11 protein-coding genes are annotated in these 20300 nt (G+C 73.9%); 5 read left to right on the top strand and 6 right to left on the bottom strand.

All coding sequences use genetic code 11. The features are described 5' to 3' along the window. Window positions 1–8: 8 nt before the first annotated feature. On the bottom strand, window positions 9–233 hold the full coding sequence (locus AC067J_RS21275) for a hypothetical protein (RefSeq protein WP_478301394.1): 225 nt from the start codon (window positions 231–233) through the stop codon (window positions 9–11). A 339-nt stretch (window positions 234–572) separates the two neighbouring features. Between AC067J_RS21275 and AC067J_RS21270 the strand changes: the two genes are divergently transcribed. After that, entirely contained in the window at window positions 573–3119 is a 2547-nt protein-coding gene (locus tag AC067J_RS21270) for a collagenase (protein ID WP_478301392.1), read from the top strand. Window positions 3120–3822: 703 nt separating this feature from the next. Here AC067J_RS21270 and AC067J_RS21265 read toward each other — a convergent pair. Then, on the bottom strand, window positions 3823–5082 hold the full coding sequence (locus AC067J_RS21265) for a Dyp-type peroxidase (protein WP_478301390.1): 1260 nt from the start codon (window positions 5080–5082) through the stop codon (window positions 3823–3825). 31 nt (window positions 5083–5113) lie between these two features. On the opposite strand from AC067J_RS21265, the gene AC067J_RS21260 reads away from it, so the two are divergent. Next, the gene (locus AC067J_RS21260) at window positions 5114–6460 is read left to right on the top strand and encodes a right-handed parallel beta-helix repeat-containing protein (protein WP_478301388.1); all 1347 of its coding nucleotides are present in this window, start codon (window positions 5114–5116) and stop codon (window positions 6458–6460) included. 130 nt (window positions 6461–6590) lie between these two features. Here the strand turns inward: AC067J_RS21260 and AC067J_RS21255 are convergent, their stop codons facing one another. Together AC067J_RS21255 and AC067J_RS21250 are read right to left on the bottom strand one after the other, a co-directional pair. Beyond that, window positions 6591–7319: a hypothetical protein gene (locus AC067J_RS21255; protein ID WP_478301386.1), complete on the bottom strand. Its 729-nt coding sequence runs from the start codon at window positions 7317–7319 to the stop codon at window positions 6591–6593. A 351-nt stretch (window positions 7320–7670) separates the two neighbouring features. Then, window positions 7671–10526: an SdrD B-like domain-containing protein gene (locus tag AC067J_RS21250; protein ID WP_478301384.1), complete on the bottom strand. Its 2856-nt coding sequence runs from the start codon at window positions 10524–10526 to the stop codon at window positions 7671–7673. Between the two features lie 480 nt (window positions 10527–11006). Between AC067J_RS21250 and AC067J_RS21245 the strand changes: the two genes are divergently transcribed. After that, the gene (locus AC067J_RS21245; RefSeq protein ID WP_478301382.1) at window positions 11007–11396 is read left to right on the top strand and encodes a trypco2 family protein; all 390 of its coding nucleotides are present in this window, start codon (window positions 11007–11009) and stop codon (window positions 11394–11396) included. Window position 11397: 1 nt separating this feature from the next. Then, on the top strand, window positions 11398–16209 hold the full coding sequence (locus AC067J_RS21240) for a tetratricopeptide repeat protein (protein WP_478301381.1): 4812 nt from the start codon (window positions 11398–11400) through the stop codon (window positions 16207–16209). Between the two features lie 125 nt (window positions 16210–16334). Here the strand turns inward: AC067J_RS21240 and AC067J_RS21235 are convergent, their stop codons facing one another. Then, a complete protein-coding gene (locus AC067J_RS21235; RefSeq protein ID WP_478301379.1) occupies window positions 16335–18080 on the bottom strand; it encodes a hypothetical protein in 1746 nt (581 codons plus the stop codon). Further along, window positions 18077–18826 carry an ABC transporter ATP-binding protein gene (locus tag AC067J_RS21230; RefSeq protein ID WP_478301377.1) on the bottom strand — a complete coding sequence of 250 codons (750 nt, stop codon included), beginning with the start codon at window positions 18824–18826 and terminating at the stop codon, window positions 18077–18079. The genes AC067J_RS21235 and AC067J_RS21230 overlap by 4 nt, the downstream gene beginning before the upstream one ends. A 929-nt stretch (window positions 18827–19755) precedes the next feature. Between AC067J_RS21230 and AC067J_RS21225 the strand changes: the two genes are divergently transcribed. Then, the gene (locus tag AC067J_RS21225; protein ID WP_478301375.1) at window positions 19756–20175 is read left to right on the top strand and encodes a hypothetical protein; all 420 of its coding nucleotides are present in this window, start codon (window positions 19756–19758) and stop codon (window positions 20173–20175) included. Window positions 20176–20300 lie beyond the last annotated feature (125 nt).

Raw genomic sequence — 20300 nt, 5'->3', positions numbered from 1 at the left:
TCCGCTCGTCAGGCGTCGAAGCCGCAGCGAGAGGCCTCGATGCGGCCGAGGCGCCAGCGGGTGCGGTCGCAGGAGCTGGGTTCGGCCCGGAGGGCGCGTTCCAGCAGGAACGCGCCCTCCGCGTCGCCCCCTCGGCGGGCGAGGTCGCGCCCCGCCTCGTGCAGTCGGTACGCGAGAGCCTCGTCGACGGTCTCGGCCGACCGTGTCGGGGCGCTGCCGTTCGTCAGAACCACTCGACACCTGCGTGAGCCGTGTCGCGAAACCCCACCACGCAAACGCCCCTGACGTGTCGAAACCGTCTTGGCCCTGTGGCGGCCGCATTCGCGAACGGAACGCTTCTCTTCGGATGTGGCCGTTTGCCGCACGTCTGTTCGTGAGCCTTCCGATCGCCATGTCAAGTGTGCCATTGTACATGTCACATCCCCACCGATCCGACGGGTCGCCCTGACGGCGCCGTCGCAACGGTCCTCACTCCCCCCACCGGTCGCGCCCCCAACGTGACCGCAAAGGCTCGGAGGCCACCTGTGAGAGCTTCACGCCCTCTGCACCAATTTCCCCAGATCGCCAGGCTGTTGGCGCTAGCCGTAGCGCTCCTCCTGTCGGTCGGCCTGTTCACCCCGCGCAGCGTGGCCGCCCCCGTCCCGGCCTCGCCGCAGCCCGGCAACAGCTCGCCCTCGGCCTCGGCCGCCCCCACCGACCCGGCCCCCCAGCCGGCCATCGGTGAGACGCCCGACGACCACGGCAAGAACCGGCCGGTGCCCGCCCGCGAGCGCGCCCCGTTCTCGACCACCGTGCCCGACCGGGCCGACGGCCAGTCGAAGGCCGCCAAGGACACCGCGCTCGCCAAGAGCTTCGGCGAGAGCGCGGCCGCCGCCGCGGCCGAACAGCCCTGCAACGTGTCCGACTTCACCGGTCGCTCCGGCGGCGCCCTGATCGACGCGATCAAGGCCGCCGACCTCGGCTGCATCAACGACCTGTTCGTCCTGACCGGCGGCGACGCCAACGGGGCCTTCCGCGAGTCCCAGATGGTCACCGTGGCGTACGCCCTGCGCGACAACGCCGCCAACTACCCGGGCGACAACACCACTTCCACCGCCCAGCTGGTGCTCTACCTGCGCGCCGGCTACTTCGTGCAGTGGTACCACCCGGCCGACGTCGGCACCTACGGCGACACCCTGAAGACCGCGATCCAGAGCGCCCTGGACGGCTTCTTCGGCAACTCCCACTCGCGTGACGTCACCGCCGCCAACGCCGCCACGCTCGGCGAGGCGATCACCCTGATCGACAGCGCCCAGGAGAACACCCGCTACATACCGGTCGTCAAGCGCCTGCTGGGCGAATACGACGCCGCCACCCACAACCCGGCCGGGATGGGCGCCGCGCTCAACAGCGTCTTCACGGTGCTCTGGCGCGGCCACCAGCTGCCGGCCTTCGTCGAGGCCGTCAAGGCCGACCCGAGCGTGCTCGACTCGGTGTACAACTTCGCCTCCGCCAACAAGGCCCTGCTCGGCGGCGACTTCAGCTTCCTGGTGTACAACGCGACCCGCGAGCTCGGCCGCTTCCTCAAGTACGAGCCGCTCCGCCCCAAGGTCCGGCCGATGGAGAAGGGCCTCGCCGACCAGTCCGCGCCGTCCGGCCCCACCGCCTACCAGTGGGCCGCCGTCGCGGAGATGGGCGAGGCCTTCGACGAGGGCAACTGTTCCTACTACGGCACCTGTGACTCGGCCAAGCGGCTCAAGTCGGCCGTCCTGACGGTCGACCACACCTGTAGCCCGAGCATCCGCGTCATCGCCCAGGCGCTGGACCAGACCCAGCTCGCCACCGCCTGCTCCAGCCTGACCGCGCAGGACGCGTTCTTCCACTCGGTGGCGAAGGACAACGGCCCGGTGGCCGAGGACGGCAACACCACCATCGAGGTCGTGGTCTTCCACTCCCGGTTCGACTACGCGGTGTTCGCCGCGAGCATCTACGGCATCGACACCAACAACGGCGGCATGTACCTGGAGGGCAAGCCCGCCGAGGCCGGCAACCAGCCGCGCTTCCTCGCCTACGAGGCCGAGTGGGCGCGCCCCGACTTCCAGATCTGGAACCTCAACCACGAGTACACCCACTACCTCGACGGCCGGTTCGACATGTACGGCGACTTCAACGCCGGCATGACCACCCCGACCGTCTGGTGGGTCGAGGGCTTCGCCGAGTACGTCTCCTACGAGTACCGCAAGGTCACGAACGACGGGGCGATCGCCGCCGCCGGCCTGCACACCTACAAGCTCTCCACCCTCTTCGACACCACCTACAAGAACTCCGACAGCGAGCGGGTCTACCGCTGGGGCTACCTGGCCGTGCGCTACATGCTGGAGAAGCAGCGCGGGGACATGGACGCCGTGCTCGCCAAGTACCGCTCCGGCGACTGGGCGGGTGCCCGCACCTACCTGACCAGCACCATCGGCACCCGCTACGACGCGGACTTCGACGCCTGGCTGACCGCCTGCGCGGCCGGTGCCTGCGGCAGCACCACCAACCCGCCGGGCAACCAGGCGCCGACCGCCGCCTTCGACGCCGCGGTCGACGGGCTGGCCGTCACGTTCACCGACCGCTCGGCCGACCCGGACGGGACGATCACCACCCGCGCCTGGGACTTCGGTGACGGCACCACCGCCGACACCACCAACCCGGCCAAGTCGTACACCAAGGCCGGTACCTACACCGTCACCCTCACCGTGACCGACGACAAGGGCACCACCGCGACCGCCCGGAAGGACGTCACCGTCGGGGCGGGGGGCTCGACCGATTGCTCCGGCGCCGACACCCGGCAGCTCGACAAGAACTGCGGGCGCGGCAACGTCGCGGCGACCACCGGCAACTACGCCCACTTCTACCTGTACCTGCCGGCCGGCGTGAAGGAGCTGAGGCTGACCAGCACCGGCGGCACCGGCAACGCCGACCTCTACTACAACGGCAGCAGCTGGGCGTACACCGACGCCTACACCTCCCGGTCCGCCACCGCCGGCACCAACAACGAGACCCTCACCATCGCCAACCCGCCCGCGGGCTACGTGTTCCTCAGCCTCCACGCCCCGGAGGGCTTCTCCGGGGCGAACATCAAGGCCGAGTACTGACCACCGACCGACGACGGCAGCTGCCGAAGGCCGGTCACTGAGCGGTCGGCAGCGGCAGGAACGCCGGCCGGGTGCCCCGGCGGTGCGCGACGCGCACCGCCGGGGCACCCCCGTACAGGCCGAAGGCCTGGCGGGGCATCGCAACGAGGTGCGACAAGACACCGGCTAGCTGCCTCGCCGGCCATCACCCCCGCGTGGACGTCTCGGCGCACGACGGTGTCACCGGGTACGAACCGGGGCTCCGGGCCGCCGGCGGCCGGCGCGGTCACGGCCGGCCCCCGTCCCGGCAGGCGGGCTCGTGCCACGTCGTCCGAACGACCCTCCCGCCGGGCGAGATGTGCTCGCTGGACCACGTCCGGCAGCACCCGCCCGTGCCGCGCGGCCGGAGCGCGGCCGCGGCCTGCGGCGTGCGGGCCCTGGCCGCAGCGGGGGAGGCGGGAGCGGCAGGCGCGGCGGGGCGGTGGCGGTGGCGGCGGCGAATGGGAGTCGTCATGCCGAAGGCTCTGCCCACCTTGCCGTGGCGGCGAACCCGGCTGCCACCCGGATGGAGCACTCCGGGCCGTTCAAACCCTCCACTGACCTGCGCCGACATCCGGAACCCGCCGACACGGACCGGGCCCGAGCCGAGGGCACCGGGCACAGCGGAGCGCGGGGAACAACGCCGGCCGGGGAAGAGGGCGGGGGCTCAGCCGGCTCCGGGGTGTCAGACCCACAGGTGGTCGCCCAGGGCGGTGCCCTCCGGGGCGCCGGGGAGGACGTACGCGACGGCGGAGGCGGTGTGTTCGAGGAAGGGGTTGAGGGCGTCGCGGGCGGCCAGGCGGTCCTGGACGCGGATGAACTGGCCCTGGTCGCGCATGAACGCGCAGAAGAGCAGACCACGGTCACCGGGGGTGTCGTCGTAGCTGTAGCCCCGGCGGAGCATGCGTGCGCCGCCGTCGAGGCGGGGGCCGGTGAGGCGGACGTGGGCGGTGGCGGGGATGACGTAGGCGCCGTCGGGGTGCTTGGCGTAGAGGTCGGGTTCGTCGCGTTCGGCGGTGCCGGTCAGCGGGGCGCCGTCGCCGGCGCGGCGGCCCATCGCGAGGTTCTGCTCCTCCTCGGGGAGGGCGGCGAAGGCGGCGGTGTCCATCCGGATCCGCCGGTAGACCAGGACCGTGGCGTTCTCGTGCGGGCCCGGCGGGCCCCAGACCCACTGCCGGGCGGCGGTCTCGTCCGGATTGGCGGTGCCGTCCTTGAAGCCGAACAGGTTGCGGGGTGTGGTGCCCGGCGCCGTCGCGGGCAGGAAGCCGGACTGCGACCAGCGGGGCGTGGCGCCCGCGGCGTGGGCGGCCGTGGTGGCGAGTTCGGTGACGACGGCGAGCGTCCAGTGGTCGGCGGCGCAGAGTTGGAGCAGCAGGTCGCCGCCGCTGCGCGCCGGGTCCAGGCGGTCACCGGGGAACGGCGGCAGCTCGGCCAGTCCGGCGGGGACGGCGAGGCCGAGGCGGGCGGCGAGGGCGGGGCCGAGGCCGACCAGCGAGGTGAGCCGGGTGGTGCCGTCGGCCCGCAGTCGCGGGTCGGGTGACGTACCGGGTGACCGGTCGGGTGACGTACCGGCGCCGGCCGACGCCGCGGCCAGGGTGCGGGTCCAGGCGGCGAGGAGAGCGCGCAGGGCCTCCCGGTCCGCGGCGGTGGTGGTCTGCGGGAGGTCGAAGGCGAGGAGCTTCGTCGCGGGGAGCTGAGGTGCCGTCAGGCCGGACTGCCGGGAGCCGTGGAAGGGGACCGGCTCCACGGGTGGCGGACCACCGGCCGCGGTGGCCCGCCCCGGAGCGCGGTCGCCGCCCACCGGCCCGCCGCCCGCCAGTTCGCCGGCCGCCGCCCCGACGCCGGCGGCGAGCACCGCGCCGGCCGCCAGCAGCGCCCGTCGCCGCCCGAGTCCGGGCGCGGCGGGCGGGGTCGGCGGCGACGCGTTTTCCGGTTCCGTGGGCATGCGCCCTATTGGAGACGATAGAACACTTGCCATGCAAATCACGTTGCCTGATCGTCAGTCAGTCCTCCGGACCGCGGCCGCCGCGACCGCCCTGCTCGTCACGGCCGCCCTGGCCACCGGCTGCTCCTCGGCGGGTCCGGACTCGGACGACGCCGGGCATCCGGCCGGGAACGTGGTCCGCGTGCCGGAGGACTTCCCCACCGTCCAGAAGGCCGTGGACGTCGCGCGCGAGGGCGACACCGTGCTGGTCGGCCCCGGTACCTACCGCGAGAGCGTGCGCGTCGCCAAGCGCAACGTCGTGCTGCGCGGGACGGACCGCTCCGCCGTCGTCCTCGACGGCGGGCTCAAGCTGGCCAACGGCATCACCGTCACCGGCCCCGGCTCGGTGGTGGAGAACCTCACCGTCCACGGCTACCTGGCCAACGGCGTCCTGTTCACCGGCGTCACCGACGAGAAGCTGCAGCAGCGCGGCGCGGGCGGCTCGGCGTACGACCCGCTGGACACCGCCCGTTTCCCGCCCGTGGAGGGCTTCCGCGCGACGCGGGTGACGGCCTACAACAACGGCCTGTACGGCATCTACGCCTTCGACGCGCGCGCCGGCGTGATCGAGGACTCCTACGCCTCCGGGCACGCCGACTCCGGCATCTACGTCGGCCAGTGCAAGCCCTGCGACACCGTGGTGCGCGGCAACACCGTCGAGCGCAACGCGGTCGGCGTCGAGCTGACCAACGCCTCGGACGGCCTGTCGATCCTGGGCAACCGGGTGGCCGGCAACCGGGTGGGCGTCACGGTCAACTCCAACGACCTGGAGGCGCTGGCCCCGCAGCACGGCGCGGTGATCGCGGGCAACGTGGTCGTCGACAACAACGCCGCCGACACGCCCCAGCAGGCGGACGGGGGCTTCGGCATCGGCATCGGGATCGGCGGCGGCACCGCGAACCGGGTGGAGCGCAACCTCGTCCGGGGCAACCGCGCGGCCGGGGTGATCGTCACCGATCCCCCGGGGCACCCGGCGGGCGGCAACCGGGTCGAGGGCAACCAGGTGGACGGCAACGGCGCCGACCTGGTGCTCGCCTCGACCGACCCCGGCAACTGCTTCGGTGGCAACCGGCCCGCCACCCAGAGCCCGGACGGCCTGGAGGCCGCGGCGGGCTGCGGCGGCCAGGGGCGCGGTCCGCTGCCCGCGGGCCGCCCGGCCCCGGTCCAGGCGCCGCCCGGCGTCCCGTTCAACCAGGTGCCGGCGCCGCCCGCGCAGCCGTCGCTTCCCGACCCGACGGTGCCCGGCCGCCCGGCGACCGGCCTGCCGGGGGCGGTGGACCCGGGGGCGTACCCGCTCCCGACGGATGCCGGCGCGCTGCCCGCGCAGCCGGCGGGGTGAGGGTCGGCCGACCGGGGCGAGCGGGACGGCCCGCCGGGTGCGGGACGACCCACCCGGCGGGCGGCGGCCGGCCCGGTGAGGAGTAGCGGCCGGGCGAGCGGCGGCCGGAGGAACAGGCAGCGGGCCGGGGTCAGCCGGTGAGCCAGGGGGCCTCGGGGAGCTTGGCGCCGGCGTCCTGTCCGGCGAACTCCACCGTGGTCGGGGTGCCCAGGCCCGGCATCCGCATCGTCACCCGGCGCAGCGTGCCGTCGCCGTCGACCCAGTAGGTCAGCGGCGACCGCCCGCCGTCGGGTGCGGCGCCCTGGGCGCGCGGGCCGGCGAACCGGTCGTGGGCCCGGCCGTCCAGGCGGTCGGTGCCGAGCCAACGGGCCCCGGACTGGGCGAGCAGCAGCGGGTTGTCCGGCCGGTCGGCGCCGAGCTGGACGAGCAGTTGGAGCCCGGCGTCGAGTGGGTCCGCCGTGTAGGCGCGCGGGGACCAGCCCTGCCGGGGGATGCGCTCGGCCTGCTGCCAGGCCGGGCCCTCGCTGCCGGCCGGTTCGGGGGCGAGCCCGAGGCCGGCGGCGTCCCAGACGACCAGGCCGCGGTCGAGCGGGCCGCTCGCCCCGGTGACCTGGTAGCGGCCCGCGCCCCGGCGGGTGCGGTAGTCCACGACGCCCTCGACCCGGACTCCGACGCCCCCGCCCTCGGCGGCGGTGAGCGTCACCGTGACCGGGCTGGCCTGGAACAGGTTCAGACGGGACAGGGCCAGCCGGGAGGCCTCGTCGACGGTCACCGGCCGCTCCCCCGCCTCGTCGGCGACGGTCCGGTAGGCGACGACGCCGCCCGCCGCGGTGGCGCACGCCACGAGCGCGACCAGCATCCTGAGCCGGACGGTCCGGCGACGCGGTCCGCGGGTGTCGGCCTCCGCCGGCCGGGTCTCGGCCTTCCGGCTCTCGGCCTTCCGGGTCCCTGCCTTCCGGGGCCCTGTCTTCCGAGCTCCTGCCGGGCGGGTCGCCGCCGCGCGGAACCCGGCCTCACGGACCTCCGCCGACCGGGCTTCCGCCTTCCGATCCCCTGTCTCACCGGCCCCGGCCTTCCGGGCTTCGGCCTTCCGGGCCATGCGCTTGCCTTCTCTCGTCGGTCGGTCACGACAGTCGGGCGGGTCCGGGGACCGGAGTCCGCGGACCCGCCCGATCGGTGCCGGTCCTTCAGGACCGCCACGCGGGGCGTGCTACTGCTGCCGGGTCCTGCGCCGGCGGGCCAGCAGCACGAGTGCCGCGCCGAGGACGGTCAGCGTGCCCGCACCGGCCAGCATCACCGGGGTCCCCTCGCTCGCACCGGTACTGGGCAGGTGCCCGGGGCCGGGGGCCGGCGGGGCGGGCGGCGTCACCGGCGGGCGCGGCAGCGTCGGAGCCTGCGTCTGCGTCGGCGTCACCCCGGTCGGCGCCGGGGTCGGCGTCGGCGTGGGTGTGGGTGTCGTCGTGGGCGTCCCGGTCGGCGTGGGTGTCGGGGTGGGTGTCGGCGTGGCCGTCGGAGTCGGCGTCGGCGTCGGGATCAGCCGGTTGACGGCCGTCACCTCGACTCCGGTGCCGAGGTTCTCCGCGTTCAGCACCAGCGGCCCGAACACCGCCACCTCCGGCGGGGTGTAGCCCTCCGGCGGCGCCAGCTCCTGCCAGTAGTACGTCCCCGGCACACCGCTGCCCTTGCAGATGCCGTCGGCCCCGGTCGTGCAGGGGTCGCCGACCGCCGTGTCGGGCTTCTCGCCGGAGCTCTGCAGCCCGTCGGTGCCGTTGGTCTCCTTCCAGAGCCGGAACTTCGCGCCCGCCAGCGGCTTGCCGTCCTGGTCGTGCTTGACCAGGCGCAGCGCGCCCTCCTGCTGCCGGAAGCCGAAGTCGTAGGTGTGGTCGTTCTCGCCCGGTCCACCCGTGGTGAGCGCGCGTTCGGCGTACTGCCCGCCCGCCGGGACGACACCCTTGGAGTCGACGAACCGGTTCTCGCCGACGTCGGCGTCGGTCGGCACCCACTGGTACAGCGGGCCGCCCTTCGCGTAGTCGGCCGGGTTGTCGAGCCTGACGGTGTACTTGGTGCGCGGCTTGAGGCCGCCGGTGACGTTGGAGTCGTCGAAGTAGTACTCGCCGCGCGCCGTGGTCTTCGTGGTGCCGACGAGCTTCCCCGACTCGTCGTAGAGGTTGACGGTCGCCGCCGGCACGGGGCGCTGGCCCGGGCGCTGGACGCCGCTGCGCTCGGGGTCGTACCAGACCCGGTTGCCGATCTGGAGCGGGGCCTGGTCGCAGAGCACCTCCAGGTCGCCCATCGAGGCGCCCTTGCCGAACGGCGCCGCCGTCCCTGCCGGGTTGAGGCGCAGGCCGAACTTCGGGTCCTGTGCGCCGTTCCGCTGGAGGAACGACGTGCCGTAGCCGAAGGCGGTGTGGTCGGGGTCGAAGGCGGAGGTCGCGATGGTGTTCTCGACCTTGGAGAAGGCCAGGCCGGCGAACGCCGTGTTGCGGTGGCCGCCCCAGCTGGTGTCGAAGAAGCGGATGCCCCGGGGGGACATCCCGCAACCGCTGTTGGTGTCCATCACGTACGTGCCGTTCGCCGGGCAGGCCTTGTTCAGGTCACCGCCCGACATCACGACGGCGACGGAACCCGGCGTGGGACCGGCCGGCGCGCGGTCGCCGAAGCGGTCGCGGAAGGACAGCAGCATCGAGCCGTCGGTCTCGAACGCGATCTCGCCCAACTCCGGTTCGGGGTTGGCGATGGTGGCGGCACCGCACGGGTTGCCGTTCTGCGAGGTCGGGTAGGCGTCGGTCCACGGGAACCAGCCCGCCCCTTCGCAGGGACCGCCGCCGACCGTGGACTCGCGCGGGTAGTCGAGCGGCTGGTTCAGCACCGCCGCCGCGAAGGCCCCGGTGGCGAGGTCGAACGGCAGCACCACCGCGCGCAGGTCGGACGCCTTGCCGGTCGACTCGCCCGAGCAGACGCCGCCGAGGTAGCCGGTGCCGTCCTGCAGGCCGAGGCCGAACGGCCGCCAGTCCCCGGCCGCGGGGCAGCCCGGGTCGGGGATCGGGTAGGCGGCCTTCGGTGCGGCCGCCGTGGGCCCGGTGGCGTCGTAGCGGTAGAGCTTGCGGTCGTTGAGGTTGACGACGAAGAGGTCCTTGCCGTCGTCGGTGACCTTGATGCCGCCGAGGCTCTCCTTGCCCGGCACCGCCAGGAACGCGTCGTCGGTGCCGGCGCCGTGGACGGTCGCACCGGCGTTCGGGACGGTGGCGAACAACGTGGTCCGCTTCTGCGCGAGGTCGGTCACGTAGACCGCGCCCGCGCCGCCGGGGCCGTAGTCCGTGGTGCGCTTGGCGACCGCCGAGGAGAACACCCGCCGGTCCGCCCGGTTCCACGCGATGCCGTACAGCGCGCCGGTCTCCGCGTTGGTGGCGACGTCGGTGGCGTCGACGTCCACGCCCTCCTGCCCGCGCGCGCTGTACGGGAAGGACACCAGCGTGCGCTGCGTCCCGCCCTCGCGCGTGGTGGGCTGGCAGGTCGTCACCAGCGGCGCGTTCTTCTGGCAGTAGTCACCGGGGCTCCACAACCCGGTGGTGATTGCCGCGTTCCTGCCGCCGGAGAGGTCGACGAACTCCTCGTTGCTGCTCAGCTGGGTGGGTGCGCCGGTCAGGCCCTGGCGCGAGGCGAAGGCCGGGAAGAGCTTGCCCGGCTTCGGATTCACCACCTGGACGCGGTACTTGCCGCCCGTGAGCTTGGCAGCGGCCGGTGCCAGCGTCACCGTGCCGTCCGCCGCCGTGGTGCCCTCGATGCCGACGCCCGCGTCGTCCGTGAGGGTCACCTTCACACCGGCCAGGCCCGGCTCCAGCGCGGGCGTCCACACCCCGCTGGCGTCCACGGCCCGCACCACGCGGACCGTCACCGTCCCGTCGCCCGCCTGCGGGAAGGCCGCCGGGGCCGCCAGCAGCGAGGCCGCTCCGATCCCGACGACCAGCGCCGCGGTGCCGCCCACGGCGCGGCGGCCGAACACGCCCGGCCGCCGCCGCTCGGGGCCGCGCGCGGCCCCGAGCCTCTGTTCACGTGTCGTTGTCATCCCTGCTCTCATCGTGCAGTCGGGCCTACCGCCCCTGTCTCGCAAGGGACTTCTCGCGCGTGCGGTAAGCCGCTGTATTTAACGGGAGCTTAAGGGAGCTTCGCACAAGTTCGCAGGAAAACTAGGAACTTTGACGTGGCATCAGACGTTCCGATGGGGCCGACGACCTGCGGAGTACGGGTCCGGGCCCCCTCTTTCGGATCTTGTCGGACCAGTGCGCGGCGTCGGGTGCCCGGCTGTGGGAGCGCGGCGCTTCTCCTGGCGTGCCAGGGTCGGCACCGCCGGACCGGCGGGGCGGGCAGTTGGCCGTTCCCGGGACGAGCGCCCGCGTCGGCCAGCAGACTGGTACGCGTCGACGGCCCGGTGGCAGTTCCTCCCTTGGGTGGTTGAGCTGTTGGGGCTGTCGAGGGTGGGCTGGATCGGTTGTCCGCCGCGGTCACCTCGGTGTGGGGCGGGCATGGATGGATGGGGACGGCACGGATGGGCGAGATCAGTCTCAGTGAAGCGCTGTGGCAGTTGCGGTCGGAGTTGTACCAGGCGCAGACCGATGGCGCGGGGCAGCAGTTGAGGTTCGAAGTGGAGAAGGCCGAGTTGGAGCTGGAGGTCGAGTTCCGGCGGGACGGCAACGGCAAGGTGAAGGTGTCCGTCGGCGCGCTCGGCGCGAAGGGCGAGGCCGAGGCCGGAGGGGCGCGCGGGACCGTCCGGCGGGAACGGCTCACCCTCACCTTGAACGTCCTGGACGAGGCCATCGGCCCCGATCAACGCTTCCGGGTCGAGCGCGGCGTCCGCGGTGCGTACGCCGAGGCGCCGGACCCCGCCTACGGCACTCAGCCGCCCGAGCCGCCGCAGCCCGAGCCCTGGGACGAGTGACATGGACCCGAATAGACTGGTACTGATCCGCGTCGGGGGCGCACCGAACGGCACCGGCTACCTGATCGGGCCCCAGCTGGTCCTGACGAGCCGCCACGTCGTGCGCGACCCCGGGCAGCGGTTGAGCGTGCGCGTCGGACATCCGGTCCTGAGCCCGGAGCCGCACCGGCGCAGCGTCCGCGTGTGCTGGCCCACCCCCCGCGACCACGTTCCCGACACGGTGGACGTGGCACTGCTGTGGCTGGACGAGCCCGTCGACGTGGGCGGTTCCGCGCCCGTACGGTGGGGCCGACCGACCGGGGCCGCGTTGCTGTCGTACGAGGGCCTGGGTTTCCCGTCGTTCGCCGACGACGGCGGGGACCCGCAGGTGGAGCACCTGCGGGGCGACCTGCCCCCGGCCGGTACCTCCCGGACCGGCGGGGGATGGGTCCTGGACACCCCGATCTGGCCCGAGCACCGGAGGGGACGCAACGGCGCGTCGCCGTGGGCGGGGGTTTCGGGCAGCGCCGTCTTCTGCGAGGGACGGCTGGTCGGTGTCGTCACCGAAGCCGACCCGGCACTCGGGCAGCGCCGCCTGCACGCCCAGCCGGTCCACCCCCTGTTCGGGATCCCGCGGTTCGCCGACCTCCTGTCACGGCACGGCGACCGCCGGATCATGCCCGACCTGGAGTCGGTCGAAGCCACGAAGGGCCCGGTCCAATGGCCGGTCCTGGAGGGCAAGCTTCCGCCCCCGCCCAGTGCTTTCCAACCGCGGACCGCGGTGTGCGAGGTCATCGACGAAGCACGGGAGAGGTCCGGCACCGTCGTCCTGTCCCAGGTGCTGGCCGGCCAGGGCGGGGTCGGCAAGACCCAGCTCGCGGCGCACTACGCCCGCCGGGCCATCAACGAGGGCACCGACCTGGTGATGTGGGTGGACGCCACACGACCGGCCGGTGTGCTGGAGGCGTACGCACGCACCGCCGCGAAGGTGCGGGTGCCCGGGGTCGGCGGACAGCCGGAGACCGTCGAGCAGGACGCGGCCGCGTTCCTGGCCTGGCTCGCCACCACCGAGAGGTCCTGGCTGGTCGTCCTCGACAACATCACCGACCAGACCCTCGGCGACCTGTGGCCCGCCACGAGCCGCGGCGGGCGCGGACGGGTGATCGCCACCAGCAGGCTGCGGGGGGCCGAGGCCAGCGACGCCGGCCGCGCACTCGTGGACGTCGGCGTCTACTCGGCCTCCGAGTCCGCCGACTACCTGCGTGAGCGCCTCGAAGCCGCCCGCTACTCCCACCTGCTGGACGCCGGGAGCGCCGACCTCGCCGAGGCGCTCGGGCACCTGCCCCTGGCGCTCGCCTACGCGGCCGCCTACATGATCCAGCGGCGGCGCAGCAGCAGCCAGTACCTCCGGTCGTTCCGTGAGCGCGGCCGGTCCTTGGAGGAGGTCCTACCGGGGCGCGACGGCGTCGACGGCTACCACCTGTCCGTCGCGGTGGCCCTTCTGCTGTCCCTCGACGCCGTCCGGCAGGAGGATCCGCTGACCGTGCACGCGCTGGTCCTGACCTCGCTCCTCGACCCCGCCGGCCATCCCGAGGCCCTGTGGGCCACCGTGCCGGTTCTGGAGCACCTCACCCGCGCCCGTACCGGAGCGGTGGGAGGCGAGCGCGCCGCGGTCGCGGACGGGCGTGGCGTTGTACGGCGGGTGCGGGAGGAGGACGCGCTCGACGCCCTGGCCGTCCTGCACAACTACAGCCTCCTCACCCTCACCCAGGAACCGAACCGGCAGGTCACCATCCACGCGCTCACCGCCCGCGCCACCCTCGACACCGTCCCCGTCGGCGAGCACCCGCACTGCACGGCCGCCGACGCGCTCCTCACCCTGTGGCCCGAGGAGGAGCACGAGGACCACGCCCTCGCCGTCGTCCTGAGGGCCAACACCGAAGCGCTGCGGGGGAACGCCGGCGGACTCCTCTGGCACTTCGACCGTGCCGACCCCCACGCCCACCGCCTGCTCTTCCGCTACGGCACCAGCCTCCTCGAAGCCGGCCTGGCCACCGCCGCCACCACCCACTGGAACCAGCTGACCGCCGACGGCGAACGTCTCCTCGGCCCCCACCACCCCGATGCGCTCCGCGCCCGCGCCCACCTCGCCGTCGCGTACAGGCAAGCCGGACGCTTCGACGACGCGGTCTCCACCGGGGAGCGGGCCGTCTCGGACCACCAACGGCTCCTGGGCCCCGACCACCCCCATACTCTGGCCACCCGCGGCAACCTCGTCCTCGCCCATAAACAGGCCGGTCACCTGGACCGTGCGGTGGCCACCGGGGAGCGGGTCCTCGCCGACTACGAGCGCATCCTGGGCCCGGACCACCCCAACACCCTCACAACGCGGGGCGTCCTGGCGGTCTGCTACGAGCAGGCCGGGCGCACCACCGATGCCGTGCCGCTGCTGGAACGGGCGGTGACCGACAACACGCGGCGCTTCGGCCGGGACCACCCCGAGACCCTCGCGGCGCGGAGCAACCTCGCCCTCGCCCACCGGAAGGCCGGGCGCACCGCCCACGCCATGACCCTGCTCGAACAGGTGGTGGCCGACTGCCGACGGGTCCTCGGCTCCCACCACCCCGACACCCTCGGTGCCCTCGGCAACCTCGCGGACTCCTACCACCAGGCCGGACGGAACGAACAGGCCCTGACCATCAATGAGGAAGTCCTCGCCGGCCGCGTAGAGCTCCTGGGCCCCGACCACCCCCACAGCCTCACGGCCCGGGCCGGCCTCGCCCTGTCGTACTTCCGGGTCGGGCGAACGGACGAGGCCGTCCGCCTCGAAGAGGAGGTGGCGGCCGACAGCGCGCGCATCCTGGGCCCCGACCACCCCCGGACCTTCATGGCCCGTGGCAACCTGGCCTCGTCCTACCGGCAGGTCGGACGCGGCGACGAAGCCGTCGGCCTCCTGAGGGAAGTGGCTGCCGACCAGGTACGGCTCCTGGGCCCCGACCACCCCAGGGCCCTGACCGCCCGCACCGATCTCGCCGCCCTGCTCGTACGCATGGGCCGCACCGACGAGGCCGCTGCCCTGCTGGGAGAGGTACTGGCCCACTCCCCCGACACGCTCACCGCACGCGGCATCCTCGCCTCCTGCCACCGACACGCCGGACGGATCGGGGAGGCCCTCGCCCTGCTCAAGCGGCTCGATGCCGACAGCGTCCGCTCCCTGGGTCCCGATCACCCTGACGCCATCGGCGTCCGTGCCGAACTCGCCGTCTGCCACCTGCTGGCCGGACACGCCGCCCAGGCCGTCACGCTGCTGGAACAGGTGGCGATCGACCGCACGCGCGTCCTGGGCCCCGACCACCCCGACACCCTCACCGCCCGCGGCAGCCTCGCCTTGGCCCACCAGGAGGCCGGGAACATCACCCGGGCCGTCTCCCTGCTGGAACGGGTGGCGGCCGACAGCGCGCGCGTCCTGGGCGGGCACCACCTCGACACCCTCACGGTGCGGAGCAACCTCGCCGTGGTCCTCCAGGCGGTCGGACGCACCGCCGAGGCCATCGACCTCAGCAAGGAGGTCCTCGCCGGCAAAGCGCGGCTCCTGGGCCCGGAGCACCCCGAGGTCCTCACCGCCCGCGGCAACCTCGCCCTCGCCCACCAGGAGGCGGGGCACACCGCCCAGGCCGTCACGCTGCTGGAGCAGGTGGTGGCCGACAGCACACGCCTCCTGCACCCTCACAACCCCCAAGCCCTCACCGCCCGCGGCAATCTCGCCATGGCCTACCAAGAAGCCGGACGTCTCGACGATGCCGTGGACGTCGGGGAGAAGGTCCTCGCCGACACGGTACGGCTCCTCGGCCCGGACCACCCCAGCACCCTCACCGCCCGCAACAACCTCGCCACGGCCTACCACCGGACCGGGTACACCGCCGAGGCCATCGACCTCGGGGAGGAGGTCCTCGCCGACAAAGAGCGGCTCCTGGGCCCGGAGCACCCCGACACCCTCACCACCCGCGGGAACCTCGCCGCGTTCTACCGACAGGCCGGGCGCACCGCCGATGCCGTCGACCTGCTGGAACGGGTGGTGGCCGACTGCACACGGATCCTCGGCCCCGACCATCCCGACACCCTCGCCGCACGCGGTAGCCTCGCCAGTTGCCGCTGGGACGCGGGGCGGTTCGACGAGGCCATCACCATGGAGGAGCAGGCTCTCGCCGACAAGGTGCGGGTCCTGGGCCCGGAGCATCCGGAAACCCTGACCGCCTTCAGCAACCTCTCCCTCTCCTACCATGGCGCGGGCCGCAACGACGAGGCCGTCGCCATCGGAGAACAGGTCCTGGCCACCCGTCGTCGACTCCTGGGCCCCCACCACCCGGACACACTGATCTCCCACGGCAACCTCGCTCCCTTCTACCGCCTCGCCGGGCGCCTGGAGGAGGCCGTCACCATCGGAGAGCAGGTCCTGGCCGCCCGCAGTGGACTCCTGGGTCCCCACCACCCCCAGACCATCACCGCCCAGAGCGGCCTCGGGGTGTCCTACCGGCTCGTCGGGCGCCTCGCCGAGGCCATCGCCGTCGGAGAGCAGGCCCTGGCCGTCTGCGTTCGGGTCCTGGGCCCGGACCATCCCCAGACCTTCACCGCCCGTCACCACCTCGGCTCCTCGTACCGACAGGCAGGACGCGCAGACGAGGCCGTCAGGCTGTTGACGTCCGTCGTGGAGGACCGGACCCGCATCCTGGGGGCGGCGCACCCGGACACGGCCAAGGCACGGGAGGAACTGGCAGCGGTACTGGGCGAACGGGGGCGTCCCCTGCGGCCCTCCGACACGGACGGAGCAGCCTGAGCCCCATCAGCTCACGAAGGCTCAGCGCCCCGGGCTCCTGACGTCCAGGGACCCGGGGCGGTGCCGTCCGCTCGCCGGCCGGCCGGCGCTCGGAGAGCACATCCGGAAGGCAGCGAGCCGACGGCCTAGGGGGTGCTCCCTCCGGTGCGGGCGCTGCTCATCTTCGCGGCCCTGGCCCGTGCCCAGCGCAGCAGCAGGACGGTGACCACCACCGCCATCAGGGCGGCCTTGCCGACCGGCGCCACCGCCCCGCCGCGCAGCGCCGAGGAGAACATCGGCGTCAACACCGCCACGCCCACCGCAGGCCCGGCCGCGTACCAGACGGCGAACAGCACCGGGCCCGTCCCGCCGCCCGCGCCCTGCGCCGGGGAGAACATCAGGTCCTTGCGCAGCACCCCGCGGCAGGCGTTCACCAGCCCCGCCGCGACCAGTGCCGGCGCGGCCGCCGGCGCGAGCCAGGCCGCCGGACCCGCGCCCGCCGCCAGCAGCGCCCCCGCGCAGGCCAGCCCCAGCAGGATCCCGGCCAGCGTCGGCACGATCGCATGACGCAGCATCAGACCGGCGAACGGATACGGCGACCAGGAAGCCCGCCGGACGTCGTCCGTCTCGATCCGGGCCGGCTCCAGCAACTGCGCGACGGCCAGGTAGCCGAACACCAGGGCGATGGCGGTGGCCGCCCAGGACAGCCAGCCCGTGGCGCCGTGCGCCAGGACGGCGCAGAACAGGGCGGGCACCGCCAGCACCACCGCGCGCCCCAGCCGGGCGGGGGAACGGAGCAGGGCGAGGGTGTCCCGCCACGGCACCACCAGCCAGGCCCGCCGGGGCGCCGGCAGCCGGAGCCGGCGCTGCCGGGCGCTGCCGTTGGCGCTGTTCACCGCGAGCCGCGCGCTGCGCAGCTCGACCGTCCGGAGCGCGGCCAGCACCCCGGCGGCCGTCCTGGCCCGCTCCCGCAGCCGGGCCAGTGGCACCGTCGCGGCGGCCCGGTCGGCGAGCACCAGGGCGGCCCCGGTCGACAGCAGCAGGAGTGCGGCGGCCACCCAGCCGCCCGCCACGGCGGCCGGGGTCGGCGCCAGTGCGGCGATCGCGGCCCAGCCCCACGGCCCCGACCACAGCTCGACCGACTCCAGCCAGTGCACCGGGTGACCGGCGACGGCCAGCACGGCCTGCCCCGCCAGCGCGACGATCAGCAGGGTCAGACACGGAGTGAGCCGGCGCACCCAGAGGGCGGCGCGGTCGCTGCGCTCCACCACCAGCGCGGCGCAGGTCGCCAGGAGCGGGACGCAGAGCCCCCCGAGCAGGCACCAGCCGAGTGCGGCCTGCAGGCCGACCCGGACGGTCAGCCCGAGCGCGACCATGCCGCCGACCGCCGCCACCAGGCCGGGGGACGCGGCCACGGCGCAGGACAGCCAGAACCACGGCCGGAGCACCGGGCGGGGCCGGACGGGGTGGATCAGCAGCCAGTCGGCCGCCGCCCGCGGCGGCACCACCGGGCCGCGCCACAGGCCGTCCCGGACCAGCAGCAGGAAGGTGGCCAGCCCGATCGCGGTGACACCGGCGGGCATCGCGGCGAGCAGGTCGCCGCCGTGGCCGGTGTAGTCGGCGCCCATGGAGGCCTGCAGGAACAGGCCGAGGCTGGGCACACCGCCCCAGATGATCAGGAGGAGCACCACGCAGTAGACGGCGTAGCCGACCGACTTGGCGCGGTTGCGGCGGTGGGGGGCGCGCAGGGCGCGCAGCAGGGCGAGGGTCTCGTCGGTCCAGTCGTCGTCGTCCGTCCAGTCGTCCGTCTGCTCGTCCGTCCCCTCGGTGGTCCCGTCGTCGTCCGTCCGGGCCTCGGCGGCGGGGCTGGCCTCCGGGCGGGCGGCGGTCACTTGGCGCCCGCCGGGTCCGCGGCGGGGCGGGCCGCGAACTCCGCCGCCAGCACCTTGCGGGTCGCGCCCTGCTTCAGGATCCCGCCGTCCTCCAGCACCACCACCCGGTCGGCCACGTCCAGGGCGAGGTCGGTGTGATGGGTGACCAGCAACACCGCGACGCCGTCCGCCAGTTCGGCCCTGAGCAGGTCGGCGAGGTGTCGGCGGGCGTCCGGGTCGAGCCGCTGTTCGGGCTCGTCGAGCAGCAGGAGGTCACGCGGGCGCACCAGCGCGCAGGCCAGCAGCAGGGCCTGCATCTGCCCGGAGGAGAGGGCCGAGGGCAGCGCGTCGGCCCGTTCGGCGAGCATCCGGTCGGCCAGTACCCGGGAGACCCAGTCGGGCGCATCGGCGACCCCGTGCGCGACCGCGACCAGGAGCAGGTGCTCACGGACGGTCAGGTCGGGGTAGCAGGCGACGGTGTCGCCGACCACCGCCACCCGGGCCCGGACCCGGGGGTCGTTCTCGTCCATCGGCATGCCGTCGAAGAGCACGGTGCCCTTGCTGGGCGCGTCGCGTCCGGCCGCGACCCTGAGCAGGGTCGACTTGCCCGATCCGTTGTGTCCGAGCAGCGCCACGCACTCTCCGGCGGCCAGCGACAGGCTCACGGGGTGGAGCACCTCCCGCTCGCCGTAGGAGCGGCTGACGCCGGTCAGCTGCAGCAGGGCCCTGCGGGCCGCGGCACGTGGTTCGGCGGCGTTCTTGGCCATGGGGAAGGGCGCCTTTCGACGGGGTGTCCGGCCACAGTACCGACCCGTCGGCGGCCACCCGGGCGAGGGTGGCGCGGGCCCGGCTCCGGGGAGCGCGTCGCGCGCTCGGCCGGGGCCCGCCCGCGGCGCGGGACCGGGCCGCCGGGAGCGCCGGGACGGCTCCCCGCCGTCCCGGCACAGCCCCGGCTCCCGGTGCGCGACCCGCCACAACCGGGCGACGGAGCCCTGCAGTTCGACGAAGGAGAGCCGCCGCCAGAGCCGCGCCCGCCGGCGCACTCGTCCTGCCTCCCCGTGCACACCTGCGGGACGGGGCCGCCCGGGGCCGGCGCCTTCCGGAATCCGCTGCTCCGACCGCCGCCGCAGCCATCGGAATTCATTGTTCCGGATCATCGCGAGCCCGTGACCACGCATTCTCCCGGCGACCGCCGACGACTTTGATCAAATATGCCAGGAATTCTCGGAGCCCCGGCCGTCGGACCGCCCTCCCCGGCGGCAGGCCCACCCGGGCGCCCCTCACGGAGGGCGTCACGGATATCCCGCCGAATTTCCGGCACACCCCTCCGCGGCGACCTTTCCCGAACGGTTGATCAGATTCCGGATAGCCCCGGACGGAACGCCGTGGGGCAGATCTCCCGAAGCGGATCAGCCTAGGTGGAATCGGAAACCGGGAAGCAATCGGCCGAATCCCCCGGCGGTCGATTCCCGGGCGTCTCACAGTGCGCCGAATCCGTTTCCCAATCCCCACGTCAGCGGGTCGGCGCCGGTTGAGACGTCTCAAAGAGCCGAATCCCCCTCGGATCTGCTCCGTCGCTGGGGCAGAGTCGTCATCCGCCGGGCGGAAAACGTCCCGGAAATGATCAGGGAATTTCCCGCGTCCCCGCTGACGGGAACGCGGGGAATTCCCCGTCCACCGATCGGAAGGCAGTGTCATGAAGAAGAAGATGGCGGCCGCCGCTCTGGCAGCGGTCACCCTCGGCACGGTGCTCCTCGGCACCGCCGGGCCGGCTCTCGCGAGCAGCGGCGGCTGCGTCACCGGCGACGCGTGCGTCTACTACAGCCCCAACCTGCAGGGCGCCAAGTTCGGCAAGGGCGAGGGCGGCAACTACGACGGCAAGTTCGGCGGTGGCGGTGCCGGCAACGGCCAGCCCGTCCTCAACAACGCCGCCTCCGTGCGGAACCTCGACCACACGTACAACCTGCGCGTCCACTACCGCGAGTACAGCATCCGCAACACCGGCCCGAACCAGTACGTCCCCCACGACCAGTGGGTGAACCTGGGCGCCGTGCCGTGGAACGGCGGCTCGGTCAACATGCGCAACAACAACCACTCGCAGAGCTGGGAGCGCTGACCCTCCCGGGAACGCCGACCCTGTCCTGACCGGGTGCCGGACCCCCGCCCACCGGGGGTCCGGCGCCCGGACCGGCCCCACCGTCCGAACGCCCGCACCACCTCGCGGGCCGGTGCCCGAGGAGC

The sequence above is a fragment of the Kitasatospora sp. NPDC042419 genome, assembly GCF_056437345.1.
The sequence above is the reverse complement of the archived record's forward strand: the minus strand, read 5'-3'. Positions and strand labels throughout refer to the sequence as shown.